This is a genomic window from uncultured Methanobrevibacter sp. (genome assembly GCF_937898925.1).
Classification (GTDB): domain Archaea; phylum Methanobacteriota; class Methanobacteria; order Methanobacteriales; family Methanobacteriaceae; genus Methanobrevibacter.
Genome location: NZ_CALDKF010000054.1, coordinates 1 through 24,150 on the forward strand (window position 1 = coordinate 1; position 24,150 = coordinate 24,150).

General features: G+C 31.9%; 23 protein-coding genes. 14 read left to right on the forward strand and 9 right to left on the reverse strand.

Going from position 1 to position 24,150, the window contains the following annotated elements; translation table 11 throughout:
• Window positions 1-359: 359 nt before the first annotated feature.
• Window positions 360-1,232 carry a tRNA pseudouridine(38-40) synthase TruA gene (gene truA / locus Q0409_RS04075; RefSeq protein ID WP_298535367.1) on the reverse strand — a complete coding sequence of 291 codons (873 nt, stop codon included), beginning with the start codon at window positions 1,230-1,232 and terminating at the stop codon, window positions 360-362.
• A gap of 172 nt (window positions 1,233-1,404) precedes the next feature.
• Here truA and nudC point away from each other — a divergent pair, with 172 nt between their 5' ends.
• On the forward strand, window positions 1,405-2,307 hold the full coding sequence (nudC, locus tag Q0409_RS04080) for an NAD(+) diphosphatase (RefSeq protein WP_298535370.1): 903 nt from the start codon (window positions 1,405-1,407) through the stop codon (window positions 2,305-2,307).
• Between the two features lie 193 nt (window positions 2,308-2,500).
• On the opposite strand, the gene Q0409_RS04085 is transcribed toward nudC, so the two are convergent.
• A complete protein-coding gene (locus tag Q0409_RS04085) occupies window positions 2,501-3,226 on the reverse strand; it encodes an ABC transporter permease (RefSeq protein ID WP_298535372.1) in 726 nt (241 codons plus the stop codon).
• 36 nt (window positions 3,227-3,262) lie between these two features.
• On the reverse strand, window positions 3,263-4,243 hold the full coding sequence (locus Q0409_RS04090; protein ID WP_298535374.1) for an ABC transporter ATP-binding protein: 981 nt from the start codon (window positions 4,241-4,243) through the stop codon (window positions 3,263-3,265).
• Window positions 4,244-4,683: 440 nt separating this feature from the next.
• Here Q0409_RS04090 and hisA point away from each other — a divergent pair, with 440 nt between their 5' ends.
• From hisA to Q0409_RS04125, 7 genes are all read left to right on the forward strand, one after another.
• On the forward strand, window positions 4,684-5,424 hold the full coding sequence (gene hisA / locus Q0409_RS04095; RefSeq protein WP_298535378.1) for a 1-(5-phosphoribosyl)-5-[(5-phosphoribosylamino)methylideneamino]imidazole-4-carboxamide isomerase: 741 nt from the start codon (window positions 4,684-4,686) through the stop codon (window positions 5,422-5,424).
• Window positions 5,425-5,517: 93 nt separating this feature from the next.
• Window positions 5,518-5,988, forward strand: coding sequence for an FAD synthase (locus tag Q0409_RS04100; RefSeq protein ID WP_298535380.1), 471 nt, complete (start codon window positions 5,518-5,520; stop codon window positions 5,986-5,988).
• Window positions 5,989-6,086: 98 nt separating this feature from the next.
• Window positions 6,087-7,103: an N-acetyl-gamma-glutamyl-phosphate reductase gene (gene argC / locus Q0409_RS04105; protein WP_298535382.1), complete on the forward strand. Its 1,017-nt coding sequence runs from the start codon at window positions 6,087-6,089 to the stop codon at window positions 7,101-7,103.
• A 100-nt stretch (window positions 7,104-7,203) separates the two neighbouring features.
• Window positions 7,204-7,692, forward strand: a complete 489-nt coding sequence (locus tag Q0409_RS04110) for a flavodoxin (protein ID WP_298535385.1) — start codon at window positions 7,204-7,206, stop codon at window positions 7,690-7,692.
• A 298-nt stretch (window positions 7,693-7,990) separates the two neighbouring features.
• On the forward strand, window positions 7,991-9,130 hold the full coding sequence (locus Q0409_RS04115; RefSeq protein ID WP_366940069.1) for a protein translocase subunit SecF: 1,140 nt from the start codon (window positions 7,991-7,993) through the stop codon (window positions 9,128-9,130).
• A gap of 2 nt (window positions 9,131-9,132) precedes the next feature.
• Window positions 9,133-10,356 carry a preprotein translocase subunit SecD gene (locus tag Q0409_RS04120; RefSeq protein ID WP_298535387.1) on the forward strand — a complete coding sequence of 408 codons (1,224 nt, stop codon included), beginning with the start codon at window positions 9,133-9,135 and terminating at the stop codon, window positions 10,354-10,356.
• 277 nt (window positions 10,357-10,633) lie between these two features.
• Window positions 10,634-11,875 (forward strand): GMC family oxidoreductase N-terminal domain-containing protein, encoded by a 1,242-nt coding sequence (locus tag Q0409_RS04125; protein WP_298535389.1) that lies wholly within the window; start codon window positions 10,634-10,636, stop codon window positions 11,873-11,875.
• A gap of 105 nt (window positions 11,876-11,980) precedes the next feature.
• Here Q0409_RS04125 and Q0409_RS04130 read toward each other — a convergent pair whose 3' ends face one another.
• Window positions 11,981-12,409 carry an EamA family transporter gene (locus Q0409_RS04130; protein ID WP_298535391.1) on the reverse strand — a complete coding sequence of 143 codons (429 nt, stop codon included), beginning with the start codon at window positions 12,407-12,409 and terminating at the stop codon, window positions 11,981-11,983.
• 117 nt (window positions 12,410-12,526) lie between these two features.
• Entirely contained in the window at window positions 12,527-12,988 is a 462-nt protein-coding gene (gene pyrI, locus Q0409_RS04135) for an aspartate carbamoyltransferase regulatory subunit (protein WP_298535394.1), read from the reverse strand.
• Between the two features lie 164 nt (window positions 12,989-13,152).
• Between pyrI and Q0409_RS04140 the strand changes: the two genes are divergently transcribed.
• The 5 genes from Q0409_RS04140 to Q0409_RS04160 all read left to right on the forward strand — a co-directional run bounded on the left by Q0409_RS04140 (window position 13,153) and on the right by Q0409_RS04160 (window position 18,282).
• Window positions 13,153-14,523, forward strand: a complete 1,371-nt coding sequence (locus Q0409_RS04140) for a TldD/PmbA family protein (protein ID WP_298535396.1) — start codon at window positions 13,153-13,155, stop codon at window positions 14,521-14,523.
• 207 nt (window positions 14,524-14,730) lie between these two features.
• Complete coding sequence (locus tag Q0409_RS04145; RefSeq protein WP_298535399.1) at window positions 14,731-15,288, forward strand: TIGR00296 family protein; 558 nt, start codon at window positions 14,731-14,733, stop codon at window positions 15,286-15,288.
• A gap of 206 nt (window positions 15,289-15,494) precedes the next feature.
• A complete protein-coding gene (locus Q0409_RS04150) occupies window positions 15,495-16,547 on the forward strand; it encodes an NOG1 family protein (protein WP_298535401.1) in 1,053 nt (350 codons plus the stop codon).
• A gap of 473 nt (window positions 16,548-17,020) precedes the next feature.
• Entirely contained in the window at window positions 17,021-17,665 is a 645-nt protein-coding gene (locus tag Q0409_RS04155; protein ID WP_298535404.1) for an Hsp20/alpha crystallin family protein, read from the forward strand.
• A 410-nt stretch (window positions 17,666-18,075) separates the two neighbouring features.
• A complete protein-coding gene (locus tag Q0409_RS04160) occupies window positions 18,076-18,282 on the forward strand; it encodes a histone family protein (RefSeq protein WP_295606323.1) in 207 nt (68 codons plus the stop codon).
• 197 nt (window positions 18,283-18,479) lie between these two features.
• Here the strand turns inward: Q0409_RS04160 and Q0409_RS04165 are convergent, their stop codons facing one another.
• A complete protein-coding gene (locus Q0409_RS04165) occupies window positions 18,480-19,151 on the reverse strand; it encodes a flavodoxin family protein (protein ID WP_298535406.1) in 672 nt (223 codons plus the stop codon).
• A 196-nt stretch (window positions 19,152-19,347) separates the two neighbouring features.
• The gene (locus Q0409_RS04170) at window positions 19,348-20,361 is read right to left on the reverse strand and encodes an SIS domain-containing protein (protein ID WP_298535408.1); all 1,014 of its coding nucleotides are present in this window, start codon (window positions 20,359-20,361) and stop codon (window positions 19,348-19,350) included.
• A gap of 221 nt (window positions 20,362-20,582) precedes the next feature.
• On the opposite strand from Q0409_RS04170, the gene Q0409_RS04175 reads away from it, so the two are divergent.
• A complete protein-coding gene (locus Q0409_RS04175; RefSeq protein WP_298535411.1) occupies window positions 20,583-21,233 on the forward strand; it encodes a DUF447 domain-containing protein in 651 nt (216 codons plus the stop codon).
• Between the two features lie 43 nt (window positions 21,234-21,276).
• Here Q0409_RS04175 and ade read toward each other — a convergent pair whose 3' ends face one another.
• Complete coding sequence (gene ade / locus Q0409_RS04180) at window positions 21,277-23,148, reverse strand: adenine deaminase (protein ID WP_298535414.1); 1,872 nt, start codon at window positions 23,146-23,148, stop codon at window positions 21,277-21,279.
• Between the two features lie 124 nt (window positions 23,149-23,272).
• On the reverse strand, window positions 23,273-24,150 hold an 878-nt coding region (locus Q0409_RS04185), incomplete at its 5' end, for a TIGR00300 family protein (RefSeq protein WP_298535417.1).

Consider the following 24,150-nt stretch of genomic DNA (forward strand, 5'->3'; position numbering starts at 1 on the left):
TTACTGCAGATTCGACCACAAATACAAAGACATTCAAAAGGAAATCTGGGCTCATATGAAAGAGCTGAATAGGGTTTGCCAAAAGGTGGGAAATGAATCTGAGAAAAAGTCAATGAAGCTTATTTTAGACAAAATGAAAGAAGATCATGATAATTTGGAATAATAAAAAGGGTTAAAAAAAGTAAGTGAAAAATAAAAATAAATAATAAAATAAAATATAAAAATAAATTTAATTAATCTTTTCTAAGATAATTGGCTTATTCGATTGCTTGAGCTTCTTTATAGGTTAAGTATAATGCTGCAATCCATACGATAAGTGCAATGTAATTAAATATTCTCCATACATACATATATTTCACTTATTTTAAATCATCCAAACAGTTTAACATGGATTCTGTAACGGAATAAGTCTTTTGCAAATCAAAGAGATTATCTACAAGATATCTTCGGAATCTCTCACAAGCATAATCATCATATCTGAATCTTATTCCATCATATTCAATGTCCATTAAAATTAGATTTTCGGGCTCAACAACCTTGATGTATGCTCTTGGCTCACCTTCTTCAGGATCAAGCAATCTTCTTACATCATCAAGAGTAAGCTTTCCATAATTAACATCGAGGAAAACTCTCATCATCTTACGAACCATATTCCACAAAAAGCTTTCACCGTAAATGTCAACAAAAATAGGGCTATAAGTCTTGTTTAAATGAGCAAAATTATTGTTCTTATTCTTGCCATCCTCATTTATTGTTGGCCTGGATATTTTGATATCTTCAATTGTTCTTTCAGTTGTCTTCTGCTTTCTTTTTGTAAAATTAGTGAAGTTATGGGTTCCCTTAAATACCTCTGCAGTCTGCCTTAAGAGATCAATATCCAAATCCTCTTCAAAAAGGATGTAACGATACCAGCGCATTTGGGCATATCTTGGCTTGAATCCAAATCTAACCGGTGCCCAAGCAATTATCTGAATATCATCTGGCAAGCTATTGTTTATCTGATTGACACGAACTTCCTTCTCGCTTTGAAAGCTTATTACATTTCCAAGGCTGTGAACTCCAGCATCGGTTCTTCCAGCTATCCTAAACCTTGAAGCCTTCAAATCATCAATGTATCCTAATTTTCTAAGATGATAAATCAATTCCTCTTCAACGGTTCTTACATCAGGCTGTCTTTGAAATCCATGAAAGTGAGTTCCAATGTAAGCAATTTTTAAGGCAGTTCTTTTCATAACAATCACAAAAATAATAATTTGATTAAATTGATTAATTTGAAATCATTTTATTCCTAATATAATTTGTACTATTAATTTTTTTATTAAAAATATAAATATTTAGCTATTTGTTAAAAAAAATCGGGACTCAATAATTAAAAATATAAACTAAAATAACATATTATAAAATATGAAAACACAACACGATACAAAGGAATCACTAAGCTTATATGATAATTATAAAATAGGTCTTAAAGCTAAAGATACTGATGAAAAGTTTTATTTCATATTCAATGACAGAGACCTTTTATTGATTGATTATCAGCTCCCGTTACTCAAGGACTTAAGTGAGCTTAACATCAATGAAGAGGATGTTAAAAATTGCATTTACTTTGGAGAATTTTACCTTAAGGACGCTTATGCAGTTGAACTCGCTGAAGACTTTGACATTGAAGCTTTTAAGGAAGAGAATGAAGATATCAATTTAAAATTCATCAATCTTTATGAAGTTTTTGACATTAACGAAGAAACCTATTATCTTGGTGGAAGAGCCATTCAAATCATCGATTGGGAAAATAACCACCAATATTGTGGAAGATGCGGTGCAAAGACAGTTACATCTGATGTGGAAATGGCTAAAGTATGCCCTGAATGTGGATTTACAAGCTTTACAAGAATATGCCCTGCAATAATTACCACAATCATCAAGGAAGACGAAGAGGATCTTGATGAAAATGGAAATCCAACCAAAAAGATTTTGATGGCAAGACACTCATACCATGAATATCCAAGATACGCCTTGATTGCCGGATTCCTGGAAGCTGGAGAAAGCGTTGAGGAAGCAGTCAAAAGAGAGGTTATGGAAGAAGTTGGAATTGAAGTTGAAGATGTCCAATACTTCGGAAGCCAATCCTGGCCATTCCCAAACTCCTTGATGATCGGTTGCATCTGCAAATACAAGTCTGGTGAAATCAAGGTAGATGAAAATGAAATCACCAAAGCGAAATGGTTTAAAAAAGAGGAAATTGAACAACCGCCTTCAAATATTTCCATATTTTCCAGATTACTGAAGAATTTCAAGGAAAATTACTAAAGAACCATTTTAATTCATTTTTTGATTTCATGTAATTTCATGAAATCTAAAATTTACTTATTTTAAATTAAAATTTTAAAAAAAATAAAACTAAAAAAGATGTTTTAAAATTTTAGAGGTTGAGAAAATAACATCTTTTTTAGTCAAATGAGGTGTTTCATTTATTTAAACAATTTAATTAAATTAATTTAATTTAAAGAGGAACATCTTTTTTTGTAAAGTAAATATATGAAACAGCTATTCCAATTATGAAAGTAGCTAAGATTACACCATATGGAATCATCATACTTACGCTATAGTCTGCTATCTCCCCTGATGAAATCAGATAAGGACATGCCCAAGGGACATATGGAGCCCAACTTTGTCCAAGAACCAATAGATTAACTAAAGTCAAAGTTGCACCACCAACCATTGCAGGAACCATATTTGTAATGAACAATGAAATGAATACAAATGGTGAGAATGTCAAGAACAATAGGATATTTGCAAATAGCAATTCTGCAAAACTATTAATAAATAGCTGCAATGAAAATCCACTAAGTCCTGCTACAAAACCAAATGCAAGAGTTGATATGCTTGTCACCACTGTTAAGATTAAAATCCAAATTAGGAACATGACATATTTGGAAATCAAGAATTTTCCTCTGGATATTGGAACAGTCATCATAGTCTTTAATGTATGTTCATTGTATTCCCTTCCAAAAAGGTAGGAAATGATTATTGAAAACAGAAGAATTGCAAACAATGCAGACATATACATATTCACAGTGGAGAATAAAGCATCAAAGCTTTGTGTTTCATCAAAAGCAAATGTTGCAATGAACATTAAAACTGAAGGCAATGCTGCCATAAGTATGCTCAATAAGAATATCTTTGATCTTTTTAGCTTTAGAAATTCCATTTTTATAAAAGTAAGCATCTAATCACCTATATAAAAAAATAATAATATAATTCATTAAGTATTGGAAATTATTCTTGTAAAGAATTCTTCCAAGTTCTCTTCACACAAATTCACTTTTCTTACTTTGATTCCAGAACTTACAAACAAGCTATTGAACTCATCCCTTAAATCCAAATTGGAAAGCAAATGAATGGTACCTCCAATAAGCATTCCATCACTGTTTTTATTAGAATCCAAATCATCAATGTATTCTCCTAAATTCCTTCTAAAGCAGTAATCTACATTTTCCTTTAATCCTGTTTTATTCAAGAGTTCAACTGCCAAATCAATGTCTGAAACTTCAAATTCAACGAATTTGTTTAATCTATTGTGAAGCTCTTCTCGACTTATCTCATCTATTAACACACCATTATCCATGAATCCTATTACATCAGCAATGTTTTCGATTTCACTGAGAATATGGCTTGAAATCAAGATAGTTACACCATATTCACAAGACAGCTTTTTAAGCAAGCCTCTGATTTCCTTGATTCCAAATGGATCAAGACCATTTATAGGTTCATCAAGAATCAACAATTCAGGATTATGCATAATGGCAGCAGCTATGCCCAAACGCTGTTTCATTCCTAATGAAAAATCCTTGAATTGCTTGGTCTTTTCATGGTCCAAATTAACCATCTCCAAAACCATTTTCACATTTAGAGGATTGTAGTTTCCTCGAAGTTTGGCAATGATTTCTAAATTTTCATAAGCAGTCAGGTTCTCATAGAATCCAGGAGTCTCTATAATTGAACCTATGTTAGAATAAACTTCCTTTGTATGACTTTTAGGGTCTTTTCCAAAGAGAAGAATCTCACCTCCACTTGGATAAACAAGGTTTAGAAGCATACACATGGTTGTGGTTTTTCCAGCTCCATTTTTACCTAAAAGACCATAGATCTTTCCCTTTTCCACATGCATATCTATGGAATTCACAACTAAGTTTTCTGAATACCTTTTGGATAAGTTAGTTGTTTCAATAACATAATCAGTCACTATATCACCTTTTATAATAAAATAATAATAAAATAATACTAAAATAACAATTATAAAAATTTTTCAACATTTCTAAAATTGAAATAATAATTTTTTCTAAATTTATTTGAATATTATGTGCACAAAATAATCAAAGGAGGAAATTAGAAATATGTAATTAATTTTTTACTTTTGTTAAAAATTATTTACTTTTGTAAAAAATACATTACATATGTAATAATTATTTTACATCCCATATAAATGTTTTGGAAAAATCAGTTAAAATATGAAAAAATCTTTAAAAAAAAATTAAAAAAATAATAAGCACAAAAATTACAATAATAAGAAATGATTAATAGTATAAAATAAATATATTATAATGTTATAATTGTTAGATAATTACTTTAAGTTTTTTAAAAACTCTTAAAATTTAGATATAAAATATTAAAAAAGGAATCAAAATGTCATTTCAAGATAATAAAATGCTAATTATGCCTGCTGTAGACATTAAGAATGGAAAATGCGTGCAGCTAGTGCAAGGAGAACCTGGAACCGAACAGGTAATTATTGAAAACCCTGAAAAGGTTGCTAGAAAATGGGAAGATTTAGGTGCAGAAGTTGTTCATGTAATTGACCTTGATGGTGCACTTGAAAGCACAACAAACATTGAAACAATTAAGAAAGTGCTTGATGAAGTAAGCGTTCCCATTCAACTTGGAGGGGGCATAAGAAGCATTGAATATGCAGAAGAGTTGCTCAACCTTGATATTGATAGATTGATTATTGGAACCATGGGAATCAAGAACCCTGAGATAATAACTAAACTCTCTGATGAATATGGCAGCGAAAGGGTAATGATTTCCCTTGACAGCAAAGACAATAAGGTTGTCATAAAAGGTTGGCAAGAAAAGATTGACAAGTCTGCAACTGAAATAAGCAAAGAATTCCAAGATCTTGGTGCAGGAAGCATATTGTTTACAAATGTTGATGTGGAAGGATTGCTTGGTGGATTCTATGTGGATCCTGTCATAGACCTTGTAAACTCTGTAGACATTCCAGTTGTATACTCTGGAGGCGTTACAAGCTTGGATGACTTAAAGCAACTCCAAACAACTGGTGCAAAGGGAGTTGTAATCGGTTCTGCATTATACAAAGACAAAATAAATCTTGTTGATGCTTTGGAATACCAAGATATAAAATAGATCTAAAAATTAGGATTAAATTATAAAATTAAAAGAAATAACTAAAAAATTTTTATTCTTATAAAATATTATATTTTAAAATGGAGACAAAATATGAAAGTAATGGCAACAGGAGCATTTGACTTATTGCATCCAGGGCATGGATTGTATCTTGAAAAAGCAAAGGAATTAGGTGGAGAAGATGCAGTCCTTGTAGTTGTAATAGCAAGAGATTCAACTGTTAAGAAGAAAAAGAGAATTCCTGTTATTGATGAAAATCAAAGATTAGAAATGATCAAATACCTCAAGCCCGTTGATGAAGCATATATTGGTTATGATGGAGATATGTTCAAGATTGTAGAGGAAATCAAGCCGGACATAATAGCTATCGGTTCTGACCAAAATCATGACATTGCAAAGCTTCAGGAACAACTGGATAAAAGAGGAATCAAAGCTGTAGCTAAAAGGGTTAAAGAGTACAGAACAGGAGATCTCGACAGTACCTGTAAGATAATCAATAGAATCAAGCACTCTGAATTGGAAGAGAAAAACTTGGATTGCAGCAATGTAATCAACGATGACTGATAATAAAAAAAATAATTAAAAACTAATAAAAATTTTAAAAAAATATTAATTTGATAATTACTTAAAACAACAAAAAACAACAAAATCAAGGTGTGAAAATGGTAAGTGTAGCAATTGTAGGTGGAAGCGGATATACTGGAGGAGAATTGATTAGACTTCTTTCTGCTCATCCAGAAGTTGAAATAGTGGATATTACTTCAAGACAGTTTGAAGGAACTCCGGCCCATAAAGTTCACCCACATATTAGAGGAACTGATTTAGTATTTAGAAACAAAAAGCCAAGCGAATTGGATGCAGACATCATATTTACAGCAACTCCACATGGAGCTTCAATGAAAATCGTGCCAGATTTACTCGATACTGGAGCTAAAGTCATTGACCTAAGTGGAGATTACAGATTCAATGACATTGACGTTTATGAAAAATGGTATGGAATTGAACATACTTCTGACTTGAAAGGGGTTTTCGGACTTCCTGAAATCCACAGAGAAGAAATCAAAAATGCAACATTGCTTGCTAACCCTGGATGTTTTGTAACTGGCGCTATCCTATCCGGATACCCATTGTCTAAAGCAAAACTTGCAGATAGAATGATTTTCGATTCCAAAACTGGAGTAAGCGGTGCTGGAGTAAATCCTGCTGCAACAACCCATTATCCAAACATTGGAGACAATGTAAATCCTTATAAAGTAACCCAACATAGACATATGCCAGAGATTCAACAGGAACTTGGTGCATTTTCAGATGTCAAAGTATCATTCACCCCTCATTTGGTGCCAGTAATCAGAGGAATACTTACAACTAACCATTGTTTCTTAGTTGATGGAGCAGATGTCACTAGTGAAGAGGTATTGGACATCTATAAGGAAACCTATAAAGGAGAACCATTCATCCAAATATTGGAAGATGGAGAAATTCCACGCTTAAGCAGTGTAAGAGGATCAAACTATGCTCAAATCGGTTGCTTTGAAATAGATGAAACCGGCAGATTGGTCATCATTTCAGCGATTGACAACTTAGTTAAAGGAGCATCTGGACAAGCTGTTCACAACATGAACATCATGTGCGGATTTGATGAAAAAACCGGTTTGGACTTCTTTGGAATGCACCCATAATAATTTATAAAAACTTGAAAATAGTCTGAATTTGAATATTTGACAATCATGCAAATATTTAAATAGATTATTTTTAAAAAATAGTTCAAGAGGAAAAACTATGGAAAGAATAATTTTATACTATTCAGATGGAGGAAAAACAAAGGTAGTTGCAGAAACACTTGCAGTCAATTTAAGGTGTGATATCTGTCAAATCAAGGATATGAAAAAGCGTGACGGAATCATGAATAGATTTAGCTCTACCATTGACGCATTTAGAGAAAGCAAAACAGAAATCTACCCTCCAACTCTTGATTTAGAAGAATATGATACAATTTACATAGGCACACCTACTTGGGCAAACAATCCAACTCCTGCAATCATTACATTGATTGACAGATGCGACTTACGTGGAAAAGATATCGTATTGTTTACCACAACAAGCACTTCTGATGGAGAATCCGCTTTAGAAAAAATGGAAATGAAAGTCAGGGCAAGAGGTGCAAGGGTAGTTCAGCAATTCAGCGTAAAGACTAAAGACAAAAGTCTTGCTCAACTCCAAAGAGATACTGACAGCTTATTTGTGACTTTAGATTTAGCATTGTACTAAATCTATCTTTTTACTTTTTTTACTTATCTTAATTTTTATACTGATTTAAACTTTTTACTCTTTTAAATAATTTTTTCAATTTTCCAATTCAAATCGAATATTGGAATAAATGTGCTCTTTTTTACAATTTCATATCAATTTTCCAATTCAAATCGATTATTGAAATATTAATTAAGCAAACTATTTAATAATATAAACAAGAAAATTATTAATGTATAATTTTAATATAATAATTAATTATAATTTTTATATAATTATCACATATTAAGAAATTAAGTTTAATAGGTGCAAAAGAAAAATGTTAGAGAAAATGATGGAAAACCACAAGATCTTAATTGCGATTCCTATTATTCTTGCACTTTTATCATTAGTTCTTATAGGTTTTCACGGCTTAGAACAAGGTGTTGACTTAAAAGGAGGTTCACAAGCGGAATTACAGCTATTAGGTTCTGTAACTCCAAGTGAATTGGAAGACACACTTGATGCCAAATTGAACACCAACAATATAAAAGTCACAAATAATGGAAACAATAAGGTTACTGTGGAATTGGAAAACAATATCAATTCAAGTACATTTACAAGTGCCATAAATGGAAAAGCAAAGGTAATCAGCTATAATGAAATTGGTCCAGTATTAAGTGAAGAAGCTATGGGTCAAATTTATGTTGCTATGATTTTTGCATTCCTGTTTATGGCAATTACCGTGTTTGTTGTATTTAGAGAACCTGTACCATCCGTTGCAATTATCCTCGCAGCTTTGTGTGATATACTCATTGCGCTTGGAGGAATGTCAATATTCAAGATTCCATTGTCAATTGCATCTGTAGGTGCATTGCTAATGCTTATTGGGTACAGTGTAGATACAGATATTCTTCTTACAACCAGACTTTTGAAAAGAAGAGAAGGAACTGTAGAAGAAAGGGCTAAAAATGCTATGTATACCGGTTTAACCATGTCCTTTGCAGCAATAGCTGCAATGGGAATCCTATTCGTGGTAACCAAGATCCTCATGCCTGAAGCAACTACATTAAGTAATATTTCTGCAGTTTTAGTAATCGGATTGATTGGAGATATTCTTTCCACTTGGTTAATGAACTTAGGAATTCTTAAGACTTACATCGATTGGAGACAATCTAAAAAACAAGAGAAATACAATGTAGGTTCCTCTTCAAGCAAAAGCAAATCTGCTAAATCCAAAGAAGAGACTTCAGATAAAAAATTAAGTCTTAAGGATAAGCTTAAGAGGAAAACTGAAGTTGAAGATGATGAAGTGATGACTAAAATCCAAGAGGAATTGGAAAAAATAGACAATATGGAAGAAGTTGCAGAAGATATTCCAAAATCCAAAAAATCTTCAAATAAGAAATCCAATAAAAAACAAAAAGCTAAAGGCAATAAACGTAAAGCTAAAAAGCAAAAAGGAAAAGGAGGCAAATAATTATGGCAAGCGATTTATCTAAATTCTTTAAAGATAGGCAAGTAATTATCCTCTTATTATTCCTATTGATCAGTATTGGAAGCATTGCTCTTTTAGGTGTAGAGCAAGGTCTTGACTTGAAAGGTGGATCTTCCATTCAATTGCAATTGGAACATCCGGTAAATGAGAGTACAATGAAAGTTGTAACTTCCGTTTTAGACAAAAGGCTTAACCTTTATGGTGTAAGTGATGTAAAGGTAAGGTCCAGCGGAGACCAGATGGTTATAGTTGAAATGGCTGGAAAGACACCAGAAGAGGTAGAGCGGCTGATTGGAAATCCAGGTATCTTTGAAGCTAAGATAGATAATGTAACCGTCCTTACAGGTAGTGATGTGGCATCAGTTGAGTCCCCTGTTGTTGGAGATAGTGGAGAATGGCATGTGCCATTTACATTGACAACAGAAGGTGCTAAGAACTTTGCAGAGCTTGCTAAAGGAAAAGGCGGGCATGAAGTAGTGATGTATCTGGATGGAAAGCAAATTGATGAGCATCCTCCACAACTCTCTGGAGAATTAGCAGGTGGAGAGCCTGTAGCCGAAGTTGAAGTAACAGGTAGTGCAGCAGATGTTGAAACTGCAAAAGAAGAATCCAATACAGTATTCACTGTTTTAAAAACCGGATCTCTTCCTGTAAAAATCCACACTATCGGTTCCAATACAGTTTCACCGGAATTAGGTCAGCAATTTGCACAAGGTGCATTGATTGCAGGATTATTAGCTATACTTGGTATTGCATTGGTTGTATACATAAGATACAGAAGAGCATTCTTGGCAATTCCAATTTTAATCACAACAATTTCTGAGATAATAATTATCTTAGGTGTTGCTTCCATTATCCATTGGAATATAGACCTTGCAGCAATCGCTGGTTTAATCGCATCTGTAGGTACTGGGGTAGACGACCAGATCATCATTACAGATGAGGTATTGCACCACGATGATGAAAACACAAGACACAGAAGAACCAGAACCCAAATGAATGTTAAAAATGCATTGTTCATTATCTTCGCATCTGCAGGAACATTGATAGCTGCTATGTTGCCACTTGCATATGTTGGATTTGCAAGAGGAAGCAGTGGTATCGGTACCATCGCAGGTTTCGCATTCACTACAATCATAGGGGTTTTAATTGGTGTATTCATCACAAGACCAGCTTATGCTAAATTCATTGAAATCTTTGTATCTTAAGCATGATTTAAAATTAAAAAAATTATTAAAAAGAATAATTTTTATTATTCTTTCTTTTTTCTATTTTTTACTATTTTTACTATTTTTACTATTTTTACTATTTTTTCTATTTTTAAAATCTTAAAAAAATCATTTATAAAAGTATAACAATTGTTAAGTATTTATAGTATAAAAATAAATATTAATGTGAAGGGATTAAACTGTTTTAAAATTTAATAAAATATTAATTAAATGATAAAACAAATATATTTAATAAAAAAAACAACGGAGATAAAAAATGGTTATAGTTATAGGTACAGGTGCTGGAGGTTCATTAATAGCTATGGAACTTGCAAAGGCAAACATTCCAGTTACCATTATAGAAAGAGGACCATACATAAAAAGCAAGGATTCATTTGAATATTATGACATGAAATACTACGATAAGCGTTTGAAAAATACAAACAGTATCGACTTATTGAAGACCACTTGTATTGGAGGATCCACTATCGTAGCTGCAGGAAATGGTGTAAGATTACTTGAAAATGAATTCAAGGAACTTGGCATAGACATATCTGCAGAATATGACAAGATTGAAGAATTGGTTGGAATTCATCAAATGGATGATGAACATATCGGCAAGGGAACACAACTCTTTATAGACTGTGCAAATGAATTAGGATTTGAAGCAATAAGAATGCCTAAATTCATAAGGGATGACGACTGCAAACCATGTGGAAAATGTTCATTCGGCTGCCCAAGAGATGCAAAATGGAGTGGAAAGGACTTTGTTGACATAGCAATCGAAAATGGTGCAGAACTCATTACAGATGCTGAAGTCACAAAAGTAATCTTCTCTGATAAGAAAATAACTGGTGTTGAATACATTAAGGACAACATATCACAAACCATTGATTCTGATTTGGTAATCCTTTGTGCAGGAGCGGTTGACAGTGCAGTAATCCTTCAAAAATCAGGAATTGATGCTGGAAACAAGCTCTTCTTTGACCCATTTGTAAGTGTTGGAGGATATTTGAAGGACATTAACTTCAATAGCGAAGTTCAAATGAATGGGCTTGCAATAGGAAAAGAATACATTCTTGCACCTCATTTCTCATCATTTATCGCAAAATACATTAAGGAATCAAACCCTGAGGTTGAAGATAAGGATATATTAAGCATTATGGTTAAAGTTGAAGATGATATGGTAGGTACCGTCGATGAGGATGGAAACGTATTCAAGTTCAATACAATTGATGACATTAGAAGATTGGCTCAAGGCTGTGCTGCAGCAGGTTCCATACTTGAAAAGGCAGGTGTTGATCCAACAACAATGACTTCAACAATATTTAGAGGTGCACACCCTGGAGGAACTGCAGCTATTGGAGATGTAGTTGACAATAACCTAAAAACAGAAATAGATGGTTTGTATGTAGGAGATGCAAGTGTAATTCCAATGTCTCCTGGAAAACCACCAATCTTATTGATTTTAGCATTAGCTTTAAGATTAGCTAATCACTTAATTGAAGAAGTTATTTAACTTCTTTAATTAATAATAAAAATAGTAAATAAATAAAATAAAATAAAAATCAATTTATTTTTTATTTTTTTATTTTTAATAAAATAGCTGCGGATTTATTCTTTATTAACCCATATTAATTAAGAATAAGCCAACACAACAAATTAAAATACCCATTACCTGCTTTAATGTAATATTCTCACCATATAAAAGAGCACCAACAAATATCAGAACAATTGCCAAACCAATATTAGCAACAAGTGATGCAGAACTTACTTTCCAGCCTGCACGATATGCGAAGATATAACCTAATTCCAACCCTACAATAACCATTCCTAAAACAACTGAAGTCCAGTTTACATGAGACAATTCAATAAAAACATTTTCAGGTTTGACAAGAAAAACAAAAATAACGGCAGTGAAAATAGTTGCTACAGCATATGTTATCATCAATGCCCCAAAGGCATTAACATTACCTGGTGTTGATTTAGTACAAATATTATAAACTGTATTTGACAATAAAATCAATAATATAGGCCAAAGCATTTCCCACATATACAACACCAACTAAATTAAAAAAAATAGAACAAAATAATTAAAATAAATCATCACTAAAAACTAATAGAATCATCATTAAAACTAATAAAGACCATTGAAAACTATTAATCATTATTATTCAAATTGATTATAAATCTCATTTGCTTGAACCAATCTTTCACAATAATGGCATCTTACTGTAATTGGATCTGATTCAACAAGATAAAACTTGCTTTCAATAGGTTCTTCAGTGTTTGAAATACATTTAGGATTGGTGCATTTTACAATTCCATTCAATTCCTTTACCATTCTAACTTGGTCCTTTGCAACAATTTCATAATCGCGTATAATGTTAATGGTTGCATCAGGAGCTATTAAGGAAATCTTATCTATTTCAGTATGCTCCAACTCCCTGTTTTCAAACTTCACAATATCCTTATAGCCCAATTTTGAAGAAACGTTCATAGCAAGTGTTACATTTGTTCCTTCCTTCGGAAGACCTAATATTTTCAATACTTGAAGTGCCTTATTGGCAGGAATATGGTCAATTACAGTACCATTCTCAATAGGCTTAACCTTTAGTTCATGTTTAGTCATGAATAATTATATCTTTTAAATTTTATTTATAATTTTTTATAATATAATCATATTATGAATAGTTATATTTATTAAAAACAATAAAATAATAATGATTAAACTTTAAAAAAAATTAAACTATAAAAAAAATAAAAAACATTAAAAATACAAAAAGGAGTCTTAAAATGGAAGAACATATAGACTTATTTAAAAAAATATTAACTAAAATTGATGATAAGGTCGATTATGCAGACATTAGAGCAGGAAAAGGAAACAATACAAGCATAATCATGAAAGACAATCAAATTCAGGAAATCAACACAGGCCTTTCCACTGTTGCAAGAATAAGAGTATTGAATAATGGAGCATGGGGATTCGCTTCTACAAACGACTTTTCCAAATTGGAAGATATAAGTGAAAAGGCTATCAAAATTTCAAACTCACTCACCGGAGACATTGAACTTGCAGAATGTGAAATTGTAGAGGATAATGTAAAGACCGATAGAAAAATTTCTGTAAGTGACGTGACCATTGAAGATAAGAAGGAATTGATTCAGGAAGCAAACAAGGCAAGCAATGTTGGAAAGGTAGTGAGCACAACTGTCAGCTATTCAGACGGTGAAAGCCAAACCGCTTTTGTCAGCAGTGAAGGAAGTGAAATCCTTGTAGACAGCTCAAGAGTGGCACTTGCACTTAATGCCGTTGCTTCAAATGGAGAACTCATCCAATTCAACCATGGCAGTTTAGGTGGTGTGAAAGGGTTTGAAATATTGCAGGATGCAGACATTGAATCCTTTGGAAGAAAGATTGGGGAAAAAGCAACCGAGCTATTGGATGCAAAACCTGCTCCATCAGGACGCTTTACAATTGTAGCTGACAACAACCTTACAGGAGTGTTCATTCACGAAGCTGTAGGGCATGCTGTTGAGGCAGATCTTGTCCTTCAAGACGATTCCATATTGCATGATCAAATGAACAAGAAAATTGGAACTGACATTGTAAATATTTATGACGATTCAAGCTACAAGGATGGATTCGGGTATTACCCATATGACGTTGAGGGAGTCAAAACCAGAAAGAACCAAATCGTTAAAAATGGTGAGCTTGTATCATTCCTCACATCAAGAGAAAGTGCAGGCAAATTAGGAATCCCACTTACTGGAAATGCAAGGTCATCAGTCAGTGACCAACCTATTGTCAGAATGAGTAACACTTTCCTTGAGCCAGGTGACTTAAGTTTCGAGGAACTTACTGAAGACATCAAGGATGGAATTTACCTTAAGGGTTCAAGAGGTGGACAAGTTGATACAGGTAAAGGAATTTTCCAATTCAATGCAACTGAAGCATACAAGATTGAAAATGGCGAACTTAAAGATCACTTCCGTGATGTGTCATTATCCGGAAACATTCTTGAGACACTTAAAGGTGTTGATGGAATAGGTTCAGATTTCAAGCTTAGTGTAGGTTACTGTGGTAAAGGTGGACAAACTGCACCAGTCGGTGATGGTGGACCACATACCAGAATTTTGAATGCAATGGTAGGTGGAAGCAACTAATATTTATAAAAATTAATTTTATACTAATTTCATCATACCATCAATTTAATTGAAGCTACGTTCAAAATAAACGATTGATAATAAATAGTAAACAAATTGATAAATGAATATGTAGATGAAGTAGTCTAAAAATGATATTTTAGATAAATTTCTAAAAAATTTACATAAAATTTTAAAAAACATTTTAAAAAATTTGAAGGTGAAAACATGTTAAGTGAAGATGATGGAAAATATTTGTTAAGTGTAGCAAAAAATGCTATTGAAACATATGTTAAGGAAAATAGAAAAATTGACACACCTTCAGATTGTCCTGACTATATGCATGATGAACTTGGTGTGTTTGTCACATTGAACAAACACAATAATCTCAGGGGATGCATCGGTTACCCTGAACCTGTTTACCCATTGATTGATGCAGTCATTGATTCAGCAATTTCAGCAGCAATGAGAGATCCACGTTTCCCAAGTGTTAATGAAAGTGAATTGGATTCACTTGATTATGAGATTACTGTTTTGACCAAGCCACAAATCATTGAAGTTGAAAAGCCAATCGATTACTTAGACAACCTTACAATTGGTGAAGATGGGTTGATTGTTGAACGTGGATTCTATAGAGGATTGCTCTTGCCACAAGTTGCTCCAGAACACAATATGGATAAGGAAGAGTTCTTGTCTCACACTTGCATGAAGGCAGGACTTAGACCAGATGCATGGTTGGATGAAAATACAAAAGTATACAAATTCCAAGGGCAAATATTTAAATAAAGCTTTTTATAAAAGTATTAACTTAAACAATAGAATTATACTTATTAGAACTATTAAAATAAGATTAATTAAATTAGATTATTAGAATTAAATTATTAGAATTAAATTATTAGAATTAAATTATTAGAATTATTAAAAAAATTATATTTACAAAAATTACTAAAAATTACAAAAATTAAATTATTATGATTACATGGTGATAAAAAATGATGTTACCAACTATTCCAACTCCAGATGAATTATTAGATAAAGGTTTCAGAAGAGGTAAGAAGGCAGCGGATTTGAGAAGAGGAGAAAAAATGCCTAAACACTTAAAGGGCAAACGTATCGAAGAAACAAGAGTAATCACTGCTTGCCAAGTCATTAAAGACAGACTTAAAATGATTTTGGATCGTACCCCTGAAATCGAAGAATTGCCTGAATTTTATCAAGATTATATAGACATCACTGTAGGTGTGGATGATTTCAAGCAAGCATTAGGTGCACTTAATTGGGCTTATGGTATTATTACACAGCTCGAAAAGGAATACGGTGCAAAAATAAGAAAATCATCCTCTGAAAGGGCAACTGGCCTTAGAAAACAGGCTTATGGAAGAATCTCTTCAGTTGTTCATAAGATTGAAAAGGACCTTGATTTCCTTGACTTTGCAAAACAATCATTGAGAAACATGCCTACCGTTGACTTTGATGCAATAAGCATTGTAATTGCAGGTTTTCCAAATGTAGGTAAATCAACATTGCTTACTCACATCACTGATGCTGAGCCACAAGTGGCTAACTATCCATTTACCACAAAAGGTATTCAAATCGGACACTTTGAGAAAAAATGGCAGCATTACCAAATCATTGACACTCCCGGTTTATTGGATAGGCCTATTGGAGACATGAATGATATTGAATTGAATGCTATGGTAGCTCTTGAACACTTGGCAGATGCAATATTATTTATTTTTGATGGATCTGAAACCTGCGGATACCTTCTTGAAAATCAATACAATCTTCTAGAAGAGATTCAAAATGTATTTGATGCTCCTATCATCTACTTATTCAATAAGATGGATATTGCTGAGTATGATGGAATAAGACATGATTACGTACAACAGTACATTGACAAATGTGAAGATCCATTGCTTATCTCAGCTGCTGAAGGAGAAGGTATTGACGAGATTATCGATTTAATCATGAAAGTTGAAAAAAGAGAAAGAGTTGAAGAAGAAGAGGAATATGAAGATGATGAAAATTACTTTGATTTAACTTAAGTAATTTTTCATGATTCTTTTTTTAATTCTTTTACTTTCTTATTTTTTTAACTAATGTTACTATTTTTACTATTTTTAAAAAATAATTTTTCTAATATCCTCTATTTTCATCAAAACTTTTAGTAACTTTTTATTACTAAAATAGAAAAGTTTATAAATGATGAATTACTAGTATACATTGTGAATAAAAAGTATACTAAAAAATTCTAAATTTTTAAAATCTCCGAAAAATTTGAGAAAAATCTTAAAAAAATTAAGAATTTTGTATACTAAATAATTAAAATGTATACAATTCATAGAAATATTTATAAGATATGAGTTATATAGTATACATTAGAAATAAATGTACACTAAGTTTTATAAAAAATTTTATAAAATTTATAGATCATGTTTATAATTTATAAAAATTTTTATCTATAAAACATAGGTACAAATTTTATGAATTTTAAAAATAATGTAAAGGAGATATTAAAATGCCTGAAGATGTAAAAGAAGACATTGAAGTAGAATTTGAAGAAGTTGACGTTGAAGTGGAAACTTCCAAATCTGACGAATTGAAAGAAAAAGCAGAAAAATTCAGAGAAGACTTCAAAACTAAAGCTGAAGCAAGAACTGAAGCTAACAAAGAAAAATTCGATGAAACCTTAAACAAAAGTAAAGATGTTGCAGGAAAAGTTGGTGAAAACCTTAGTAAAACTATCGATGACACCATCATTGCAATGAAAGCTCTTCAAAAGAATTTCGATACCAGATACCAAGTCTACAAAGACACCGTTGCAACTGGAAATATCAGCATTGACTTAGCAGAAAACAAAGATTTCTACTACTTACAAGCTTACTTAGCAGGTATCGAAAAAGAAGACATCTCCATTGAAGCAACTAACAACTCTGTAACCATCAAAGCTTGCTTTGAAAACATCATGAAAAACATTGAAAGCAGCGAAGAAGATCCAGCAACTTTAATTGTTTCCGGCATCAAAGTTGGTGAAGCAGACAGAACCGTTACTTTAACTGAAGACATTGTCAAAGAAGAAATTACTGCAAAACACAACAATGGAACATTATTCGTAACAATCCCAAAAAGAATAGTTCCTAAAACTAAAATCGACATCGAATAAATTTATTTAATAAATTATTTCAAATATTTATCTCAACCTTTAAAAAGATTAAATTAATTTTTGAATAAAATTAATTTTTATCTTTTTAATTTTTTTAAATTAACATAAAACACAAAATTAAACACCTAACCTTTTTTAATTTTTGCAAGATCTTCTTGCAAAAATATTTTTTAATTTCCTCCATTTTTTTATTCAATTTTCAATGCTAATTTTTATAAAAATTTCTCAAATTTTAAAATATTATAAATTAATAACTGTTTTTATAAAATAAATTAAAAATTCAAGTATATTTGAAAAATAAGTATTGACAATATAGATATGAGAATTTAAGAAAATATGAGTGAAAAAAGGAAAAGGTTTAATACTAAGTAATGATATAATATTACTATACTATTATAACGGAGGTGAAAATTATGGCAATTCCTAAAGCTCCTGTAAATAGGATTATTAAAGATGCTGGTGCTGAAAGAGTAAGTGACGCAGCTGTAGTTGCATTAGTAGAATACTTAGAAGCTGACGCAGCAGCAGTAGCTAAAAAAGCAATTGAATACGCTAAAATTGCAAAAAGACAAACTGTAAAAGCAGATGATATTGCATTAGCTATCGACAAAGAATAAGTAAACTAATTATTCTTTAATTTTTTTAATAAAATTTTATTTTATTTTTTTACTATTTTTTTATATTTTTTACTAATTTTAAACTATTTTAAAACCATTTTTAACAATTTAAACATTTAAACTACTTTTACTACGTATTATTATAATAAAATAAAAAAAATAAATTTTAAAAAAAAAGAAAAAGAAGAAGTTGAAAATTAAATTTTCAAACTGTCTTGAGCTATTTTTACACCTAAATCATAAGCATCTTTTAAGTCAATGTGGAAGTGTTCCTCTTTCCTTTTAGCTTTCAATTCAGGGTCAAATGCATAGTTCTCATACTTTGAATAATCTGTAAACTGATAAGTGTCATAAACCTTTAATGAATGTGGGTTAGAGTAAACATTTTCAAGATTGCTTTCTAAAAGATCAAATGTGCTGCCATAAAGCGGAGCGCATATGTCCTCAGTAACATTCATAGTGTAAATCATTCCAATAGGCATTCTTTTAGGAGCATTGGACTCTCCACCGTAAACGAATGAAGAGAATAAAAACCTTTCAAAAAATGATCTGAGCTCCCCAGTTATCTCACCAAAGTAAACAGGACTTCCAAATATGATCCCATCAGAATCCTTCATTTTAGGAAGCAATTCCCTTAAGTCATCCTTGATAGGGCATTGCGCATAATACTTTCCACCGATTTTCTTACAATGGAAACATGATTTGCATCCTTTGAAATCCAAGTCATAAAGATGAACATTATGAATGTTTATGTCCTCTTCATCATGACTCTTTTTTAATTCATCAACAATGCCTTCACTTGCCTTTTCCAATAATTGGGCAGTATTAAATTTCTTTCTTGGGCCACCATTCACTATATAAAAATCCATAAAATCACGTTATAAGTTTTTTAAAAAATATTAAAATAAAAAATTATTATCAAAATAATCACAAAAATGAAATAAAAAATTAAAAATTAATAAATTAAAAATTAATAAATTAAAAATTAATAAATTAAAATAAAAAATTGAAAATTATAAAAATAAAAAAGATAAATGAATTATTCATTTATCAAAGATTAAAAGATTATTCATACCTTACTTTACCAATATGTCTTGTACTTCCAGGATCTTCACCATTGAAGTGTGCCAAATAGTAAACAAACCATTCTAAAGGTATTACAAGTACAAATGGTGCAAGCAATGGATTAATATCTGCATAATCCTTTAAGTTATAAATAATTGTTTTAGCTTCCAATTTGTTTTGAGAGAAATTGATAGCTATTTTAGTTAATTCATCACTTTCCAAATCAGCATCCAAGAAGATCAAAGGAACATCCTTTTCAGCCCTTTCAATCAAACCGTGTCTGAATTCTGCAGAGTAAAGCGGACAAGCATGCTTGATAGCACCTTCCATCAACATTGTCATAGCCAATTTATATGCAAGACCAAAGTTAACTCCACTTCCTAAGCAATAGAAACCCTCTTCATCCTTAAGCTCTTCAGCAAGTTTCTTATTCTCTTCTTCTGTGCTTTCCAATAGCTCTTCAATCAAATCAGGCATAACTGCCAATTGATTCAATATCTCATCAGCTTCTTCATATCCGGAAGCAGCAAATAGGATTTGATAAAGACATGCTAATTGGGTGATATAAGTTTTAGTACCAAGAATAGCTGTTTCAGTATTTCCTAATGTAATGACAGGATATTTGGCTTCCTTAATCATAGAACTTTCAGGTTCATTTGAAATTGAAACAGTGTCAATATTAAATTCATTAGCCCTTCTTAAAGCAGCTAAAGTATCTGCAGTCTCACCAGACTGGGAAGTAGCTATGAATAAGGAATTTTCACCATCATTTAATTTTTTGTTATAAACAAATTCATAACCTGTGAAAACTTCGATTCTTAAATCAGATACAGATGCCAATGCATCTCTAATAGAATAACAAGTGGAAATGGAACTTCCACAACCAATTAAATAGATAGTATCAACAGATTCGGCTAATTTAGAAATATTAGCCATATTATCCAATTCAGAAGCAAAAGTCCTTCTTAAAGCTTCTGGTTGTTCCATCATTTCATAATACATCTGATATTTCATTTAATCCCCTCTATTAGTTGAGAAATAATTTATAAAATTTACTTGAAAATTTACTTTCAAATATGTGTAAATTAATTATGTGTATTAATTACATTTAGTTAATATATTATTATATAAATTTATTATTAATACTATAAAAAGTTTATATAAGAAATTATAAAATAAATATAAGCAACTTTAATATTTGGAATTTAGGGTTTAATAGCTAAAAGAGGTAAAAAATGGAAACTAATTTAACTAAAATAGGCATGTATAAAGACCAGCAATATGAAGTTATCATCACTACAGTGGATAAGGATGGAAACTCAAATGCGGCACCTTTTGGATTAAGAGTCTTGGAAGACAATGAGGTTTTTTTAAGAATTTTTGAAGGTGGAAACACCATTAAAAACATTAAAGAGAAAGGAGAATTTATTGTAAATATCACAAATGATCCATTAATGTTTACCCTTTCAACAACAAATACAATTCCTGACGAATATCTAACTAGAATCCCTAATAAAACCAAAAATGATGAACTCACATATTTAACTGATGCTGACGCTTATTTTATATGTGAAGTGAAAAGCATAAAAGAGGCTTTAAGAGAAGATGACATCAAATCAAGTGACGTCAATTTCATCAAGTCAGAAGTGGTTGAACTTAATATAAAAAACAAATGCGTTAAACCAATGAATAGGGCAATACATGCATTAATTGAAGCATTGGTGAATTATTCCCGAATAAATATCGTTGATGAGGAAACACAAAAATATTTCCTTGAAAGATTTTTGGAATCAGAAAGAGTCATTAAAAGAGTGGGAAATGAAAAGGAAAAAGAATCCATTCAAATATTAAAGGAAGATTTGATAAATCAAGGATTTGAAATTTAAAAAAAAAATAAATTAATGAAATAAATTGATTAAAATAATCAATTTAAAAATTATGTATTAAATCAATGAATTTAAGCTTATCTGCATCAAACAATCCTTGATCACTTATTTTAAAATGAGGAATAGTAATCAATGCCATAAAGGACAATGTTGTAAATGGAGATGTTAGATTACATCCTAATTTACTTACCGCTACACGTAGCTTTCTATGTTTTTCTGCAACATAATCAATATCCCTATTGGACATTAACCCTGCTATTGGAAGCTCTAAAACTTCACAGATATCCTCTTCAGATGAGTAAGCAACAAGTCCGCCTTGGCGCTCTTTGATAATGTTAACCACTTTAGCCATGTCTTCACTATTTGTTCCTATAACTAAAATATTATGGGAATCATGTGCCACTGATGCGCCAAAAGCTCCTTTTTTAAGATTGAATCCTTTAATGAAACCATTAGTTATATTGTTTTCACCGTATCTATTTACAACAGCAATCTTAACAACATCCTTTTTTAAATCCGGTTGGATGACACCATCTCTAACAATCAATGTTTCTTCAGATTTTTCTGTAATCAAGCTATTGTCAAAAGCCTTGATTGCAAAGACATTGGTTGTCTCATCCATCAATGAATTGGTCCAAGCCATTTCCATTTTAGCATCGAAATCTTCAGCTTTTACTTCATCCAAAACAATGCTATCCTTAGATCCAATCTCTTCTGTTTCAAACAGCACTTCACCATCATCAACCACAAGCTCTCCATGAACCCAAACTTTACTTACGTTCAAGTTTCTTAAGTCATCAACCAATGAGAAATTTGCAATTCTACCTGTCTCAATCGCACCACAATTCAAACCATAATGCTCTGCAGGATTAAATGTAGCCATTTTAATAGCTTCCTTAGGATTGATATTTAATGAAATGGCTTTTTTAATCACATTATCCAAATGCCCTTTAGACAAGTCTTCTGCATCAATGTCATCACATACTAAAAGTCCGAATGGTGAAACACCCATAGCATCATCAATGGTTTCCACAACAGCTCTTCCAGCCATTTCCTCTTCAATCAAGTAATTCAACCGATCATCATAATTCAAAAGAGCATCCATATCCTTTGCAGATGACCCTTCACGAACCATGATTTCCATACCTAAATTTGACTTTTCAATAGCTTCTTCAAAGCTAGTGCATTCATGGTCAGTTGATATGCCATAAGATGTGTATTTTTCCAAATCTTCACCAGACAATAATGGAGAGTGACCGTCAATAGGTTTCCCTAATTTATGAGCTGCTTCTATTTTCCTTAAAGCTTCTTCATCTTCCGCTAGAACTCCTGGGACATCCATCATTTCCCCAAGAGCAACCATTTCATCACGTTTCAACAATCCTTCAATATCAGAACTTGTAAGTGCTGCTCCAGAGCTTTCTAAACTTGTAGCGGGAACACATGATGGAACAGCAAAATAAAAATCAAATGGTGCTTTTTTTCCATCTTCAACCATCCAATCAATGCCATCAATTCCTAAAACATTTGCAATTTCATGAGGATCCGCCACGACAGAGGTGGTTCCATAAGGCAATACAGCTTTAGCGAAATTGGAAGGGGATAATTTTGAACTTTCAATATGAATATGGGAATCAATGAATCCAGGGATTAAAATGCCATCATAATCCAAGTCAAGGTCGTCCTCATCATCGGTGATGATTGGAATGACCTCCTTAAAGAGACCATCTTCAATAACAATCTCTGCAGGATAAATTTCCCCAAATTCCACATTTAGATATCTTGCAGTAATTATAAGGTCACCTTCAAGCTCTTCTGCATCTTCGATGATTATATCTGCAATCTCCATATCATCAATACCATCTACAGAGATTATAATTTCATTTCCATCCACATCTATAATTCTTTCATCCATATTGACACCAATTGAAAAATAATTAAAATCGTTAGAAAAATAATAAAATACTTTAAAAATTCTAAAAATGTTTAAAAATAATTAAAAATTAAAAATTAAAAAAAAGAAAAAAGAATAAAAATTTTTATTCATGTAATGCATTGTATAAAACTGGCAAGAATGCACCTACATCAGTTACAATACCAACAACTTGTGCACTACCTCTATCTGAAAGTTTAGTAACGGTAGATGGATTAATATCTACACAAATACTTTTAACTCTTGAAGGCAATAGGTTACCAGTTGCAATGGAATGCAACATAGTTGAAATCATAATGACCATATCGACTTCCTGAGCATATTTACGCATTAATTTTTGTGATTCAATAACATCAGTAATTACGTCTGGAAGTGGGCCGTCATCACGAATGGAACCAGCCAATACAAATGGCACATCGTTTTTGACACATTCATACATTATACCGCTTTTTAAGGTTCCATCTTCAACAGCTGCCTTGATTGAACCGGATTTATTGATTCTGTTGATTGCTCTCATATGGTGAGTATGACCATGAGCAACCACTTCACCGGTTTTTACATTTACACCAAGGGAAGTGCCGAATTGATCACATTCAATATCGTGAGTAGCCAATGCATTTCCTGCGAAAATAACATCGATGAATCCTTCTTTTATGAGCTGTGCTACAACACCTGCAGAACCTGTGTGAACAATAGCTGGTCCACCGACAAGAGCTATCTTTCCACCCTTTTCCTTAATGTTTTTAATCTCACCAGCCACATCATTGATGATGCTCATCATTGGCTTTTCAGAAGAAACTTCACTGTTCATGAATTCAAATACACCTTGCTTACCTCTTGCTCTTTGAGGTGGTGTGATTTTCACTCCTTCTCTACCAACAACAATCAAGTCTCCTTCCTTAATGTCTGCAATTGGCTTGCATCTAGCAGTCTTGTTTTCTTCATCTATAACGATTAAACAGTCCATTTCAATTTCATCTACAA

Excerpts from the sequence above, each read along its gene's own strand:
- truA (WP_298535367.1), bottom strand. The coding sequence starts at position 1,232 with ATGAAAAGAACTGCCTTAAAAATTGCTTACATTGGAACTCACTTTCAT.
- nudC (WP_298535370.1), top strand. The coding sequence starts at position 1,405 with ATGAAAACACAACACGATACAAAGGAATCACTAAGCTTATATGATAAT.
- Q0409_RS04085 (WP_298535372.1), bottom strand. The coding sequence starts at position 3,226 with ATGCTTACTTTTATAAAAATGGAATTTCTAAAGCTAAAAAGATCAAAG.
- hisA (WP_298535378.1), top strand. The coding sequence starts at position 4,684 with ATGTCATTTCAAGATAATAAAATGCTAATTATGCCTGCTGTAGACATT.
- Q0409_RS04100 (WP_298535380.1), top strand. The coding sequence starts at position 5,518 with ATGAAAGTAATGGCAACAGGAGCATTTGACTTATTGCATCCAGGGCAT.
- argC (WP_298535382.1), top strand. The coding sequence starts at position 6,087 with ATGGTAAGTGTAGCAATTGTAGGTGGAAGCGGATATACTGGAGGAGAA.
- Q0409_RS04110 (WP_298535385.1), top strand. The coding sequence starts at position 7,204 with ATGGAAAGAATAATTTTATACTATTCAGATGGAGGAAAAACAAAGGTA.
- Q0409_RS04115 (WP_366940069.1), top strand. The coding sequence starts at position 7,991 with ATGTTAGAGAAAATGATGGAAAACCACAAGATCTTAATTGCGATTCCT.
- Q0409_RS04120 (WP_298535387.1), top strand. The coding sequence starts at position 9,133 with ATGGCAAGCGATTTATCTAAATTCTTTAAAGATAGGCAAGTAATTATC.
- Q0409_RS04125 (WP_298535389.1), top strand. The coding sequence starts at position 10,634 with ATGGTTATAGTTATAGGTACAGGTGCTGGAGGTTCATTAATAGCTATG.
- Q0409_RS04130 (WP_298535391.1), bottom strand. The coding sequence starts at position 12,409 with ATGTGGGAAATGCTTTGGCCTATATTATTGATTTTATTGTCAAATACA.
- pyrI (WP_298535394.1), bottom strand. The coding sequence starts at position 12,988 with ATGACTAAACATGAACTAAAGGTTAAGCCTATTGAGAATGGTACTGTA.
- Q0409_RS04140 (WP_298535396.1), top strand. The coding sequence starts at position 13,153 with ATGGAAGAACATATAGACTTATTTAAAAAAATATTAACTAAAATTGAT.
- Q0409_RS04145 (WP_298535399.1), top strand. The coding sequence starts at position 14,731 with ATGTTAAGTGAAGATGATGGAAAATATTTGTTAAGTGTAGCAAAAAAT.
- Q0409_RS04150 (WP_298535401.1), top strand. The coding sequence starts at position 15,495 with ATGATGTTACCAACTATTCCAACTCCAGATGAATTATTAGATAAAGGT.
- Q0409_RS04155 (WP_298535404.1), top strand. The coding sequence starts at position 17,021 with ATGCCTGAAGATGTAAAAGAAGACATTGAAGTAGAATTTGAAGAAGTT.
- Q0409_RS04165 (WP_298535406.1), bottom strand. The coding sequence starts at position 19,151 with ATGGATTTTTATATAGTGAATGGTGGCCCAAGAAAGAAATTTAATACT.
- Q0409_RS04170 (WP_298535408.1), bottom strand. The coding sequence starts at position 20,361 with ATGAAATATCAGATGTATTATGAAATGATGGAACAACCAGAAGCTTTA.
- Q0409_RS04175 (WP_298535411.1), top strand. The coding sequence starts at position 20,583 with ATGGAAACTAATTTAACTAAAATAGGCATGTATAAAGACCAGCAATAT.
- ade (WP_298535414.1), bottom strand. The coding sequence starts at position 23,148 with ATGGATGAAAGAATTATAGATGTGGATGGAAATGAAATTATAATCTCT.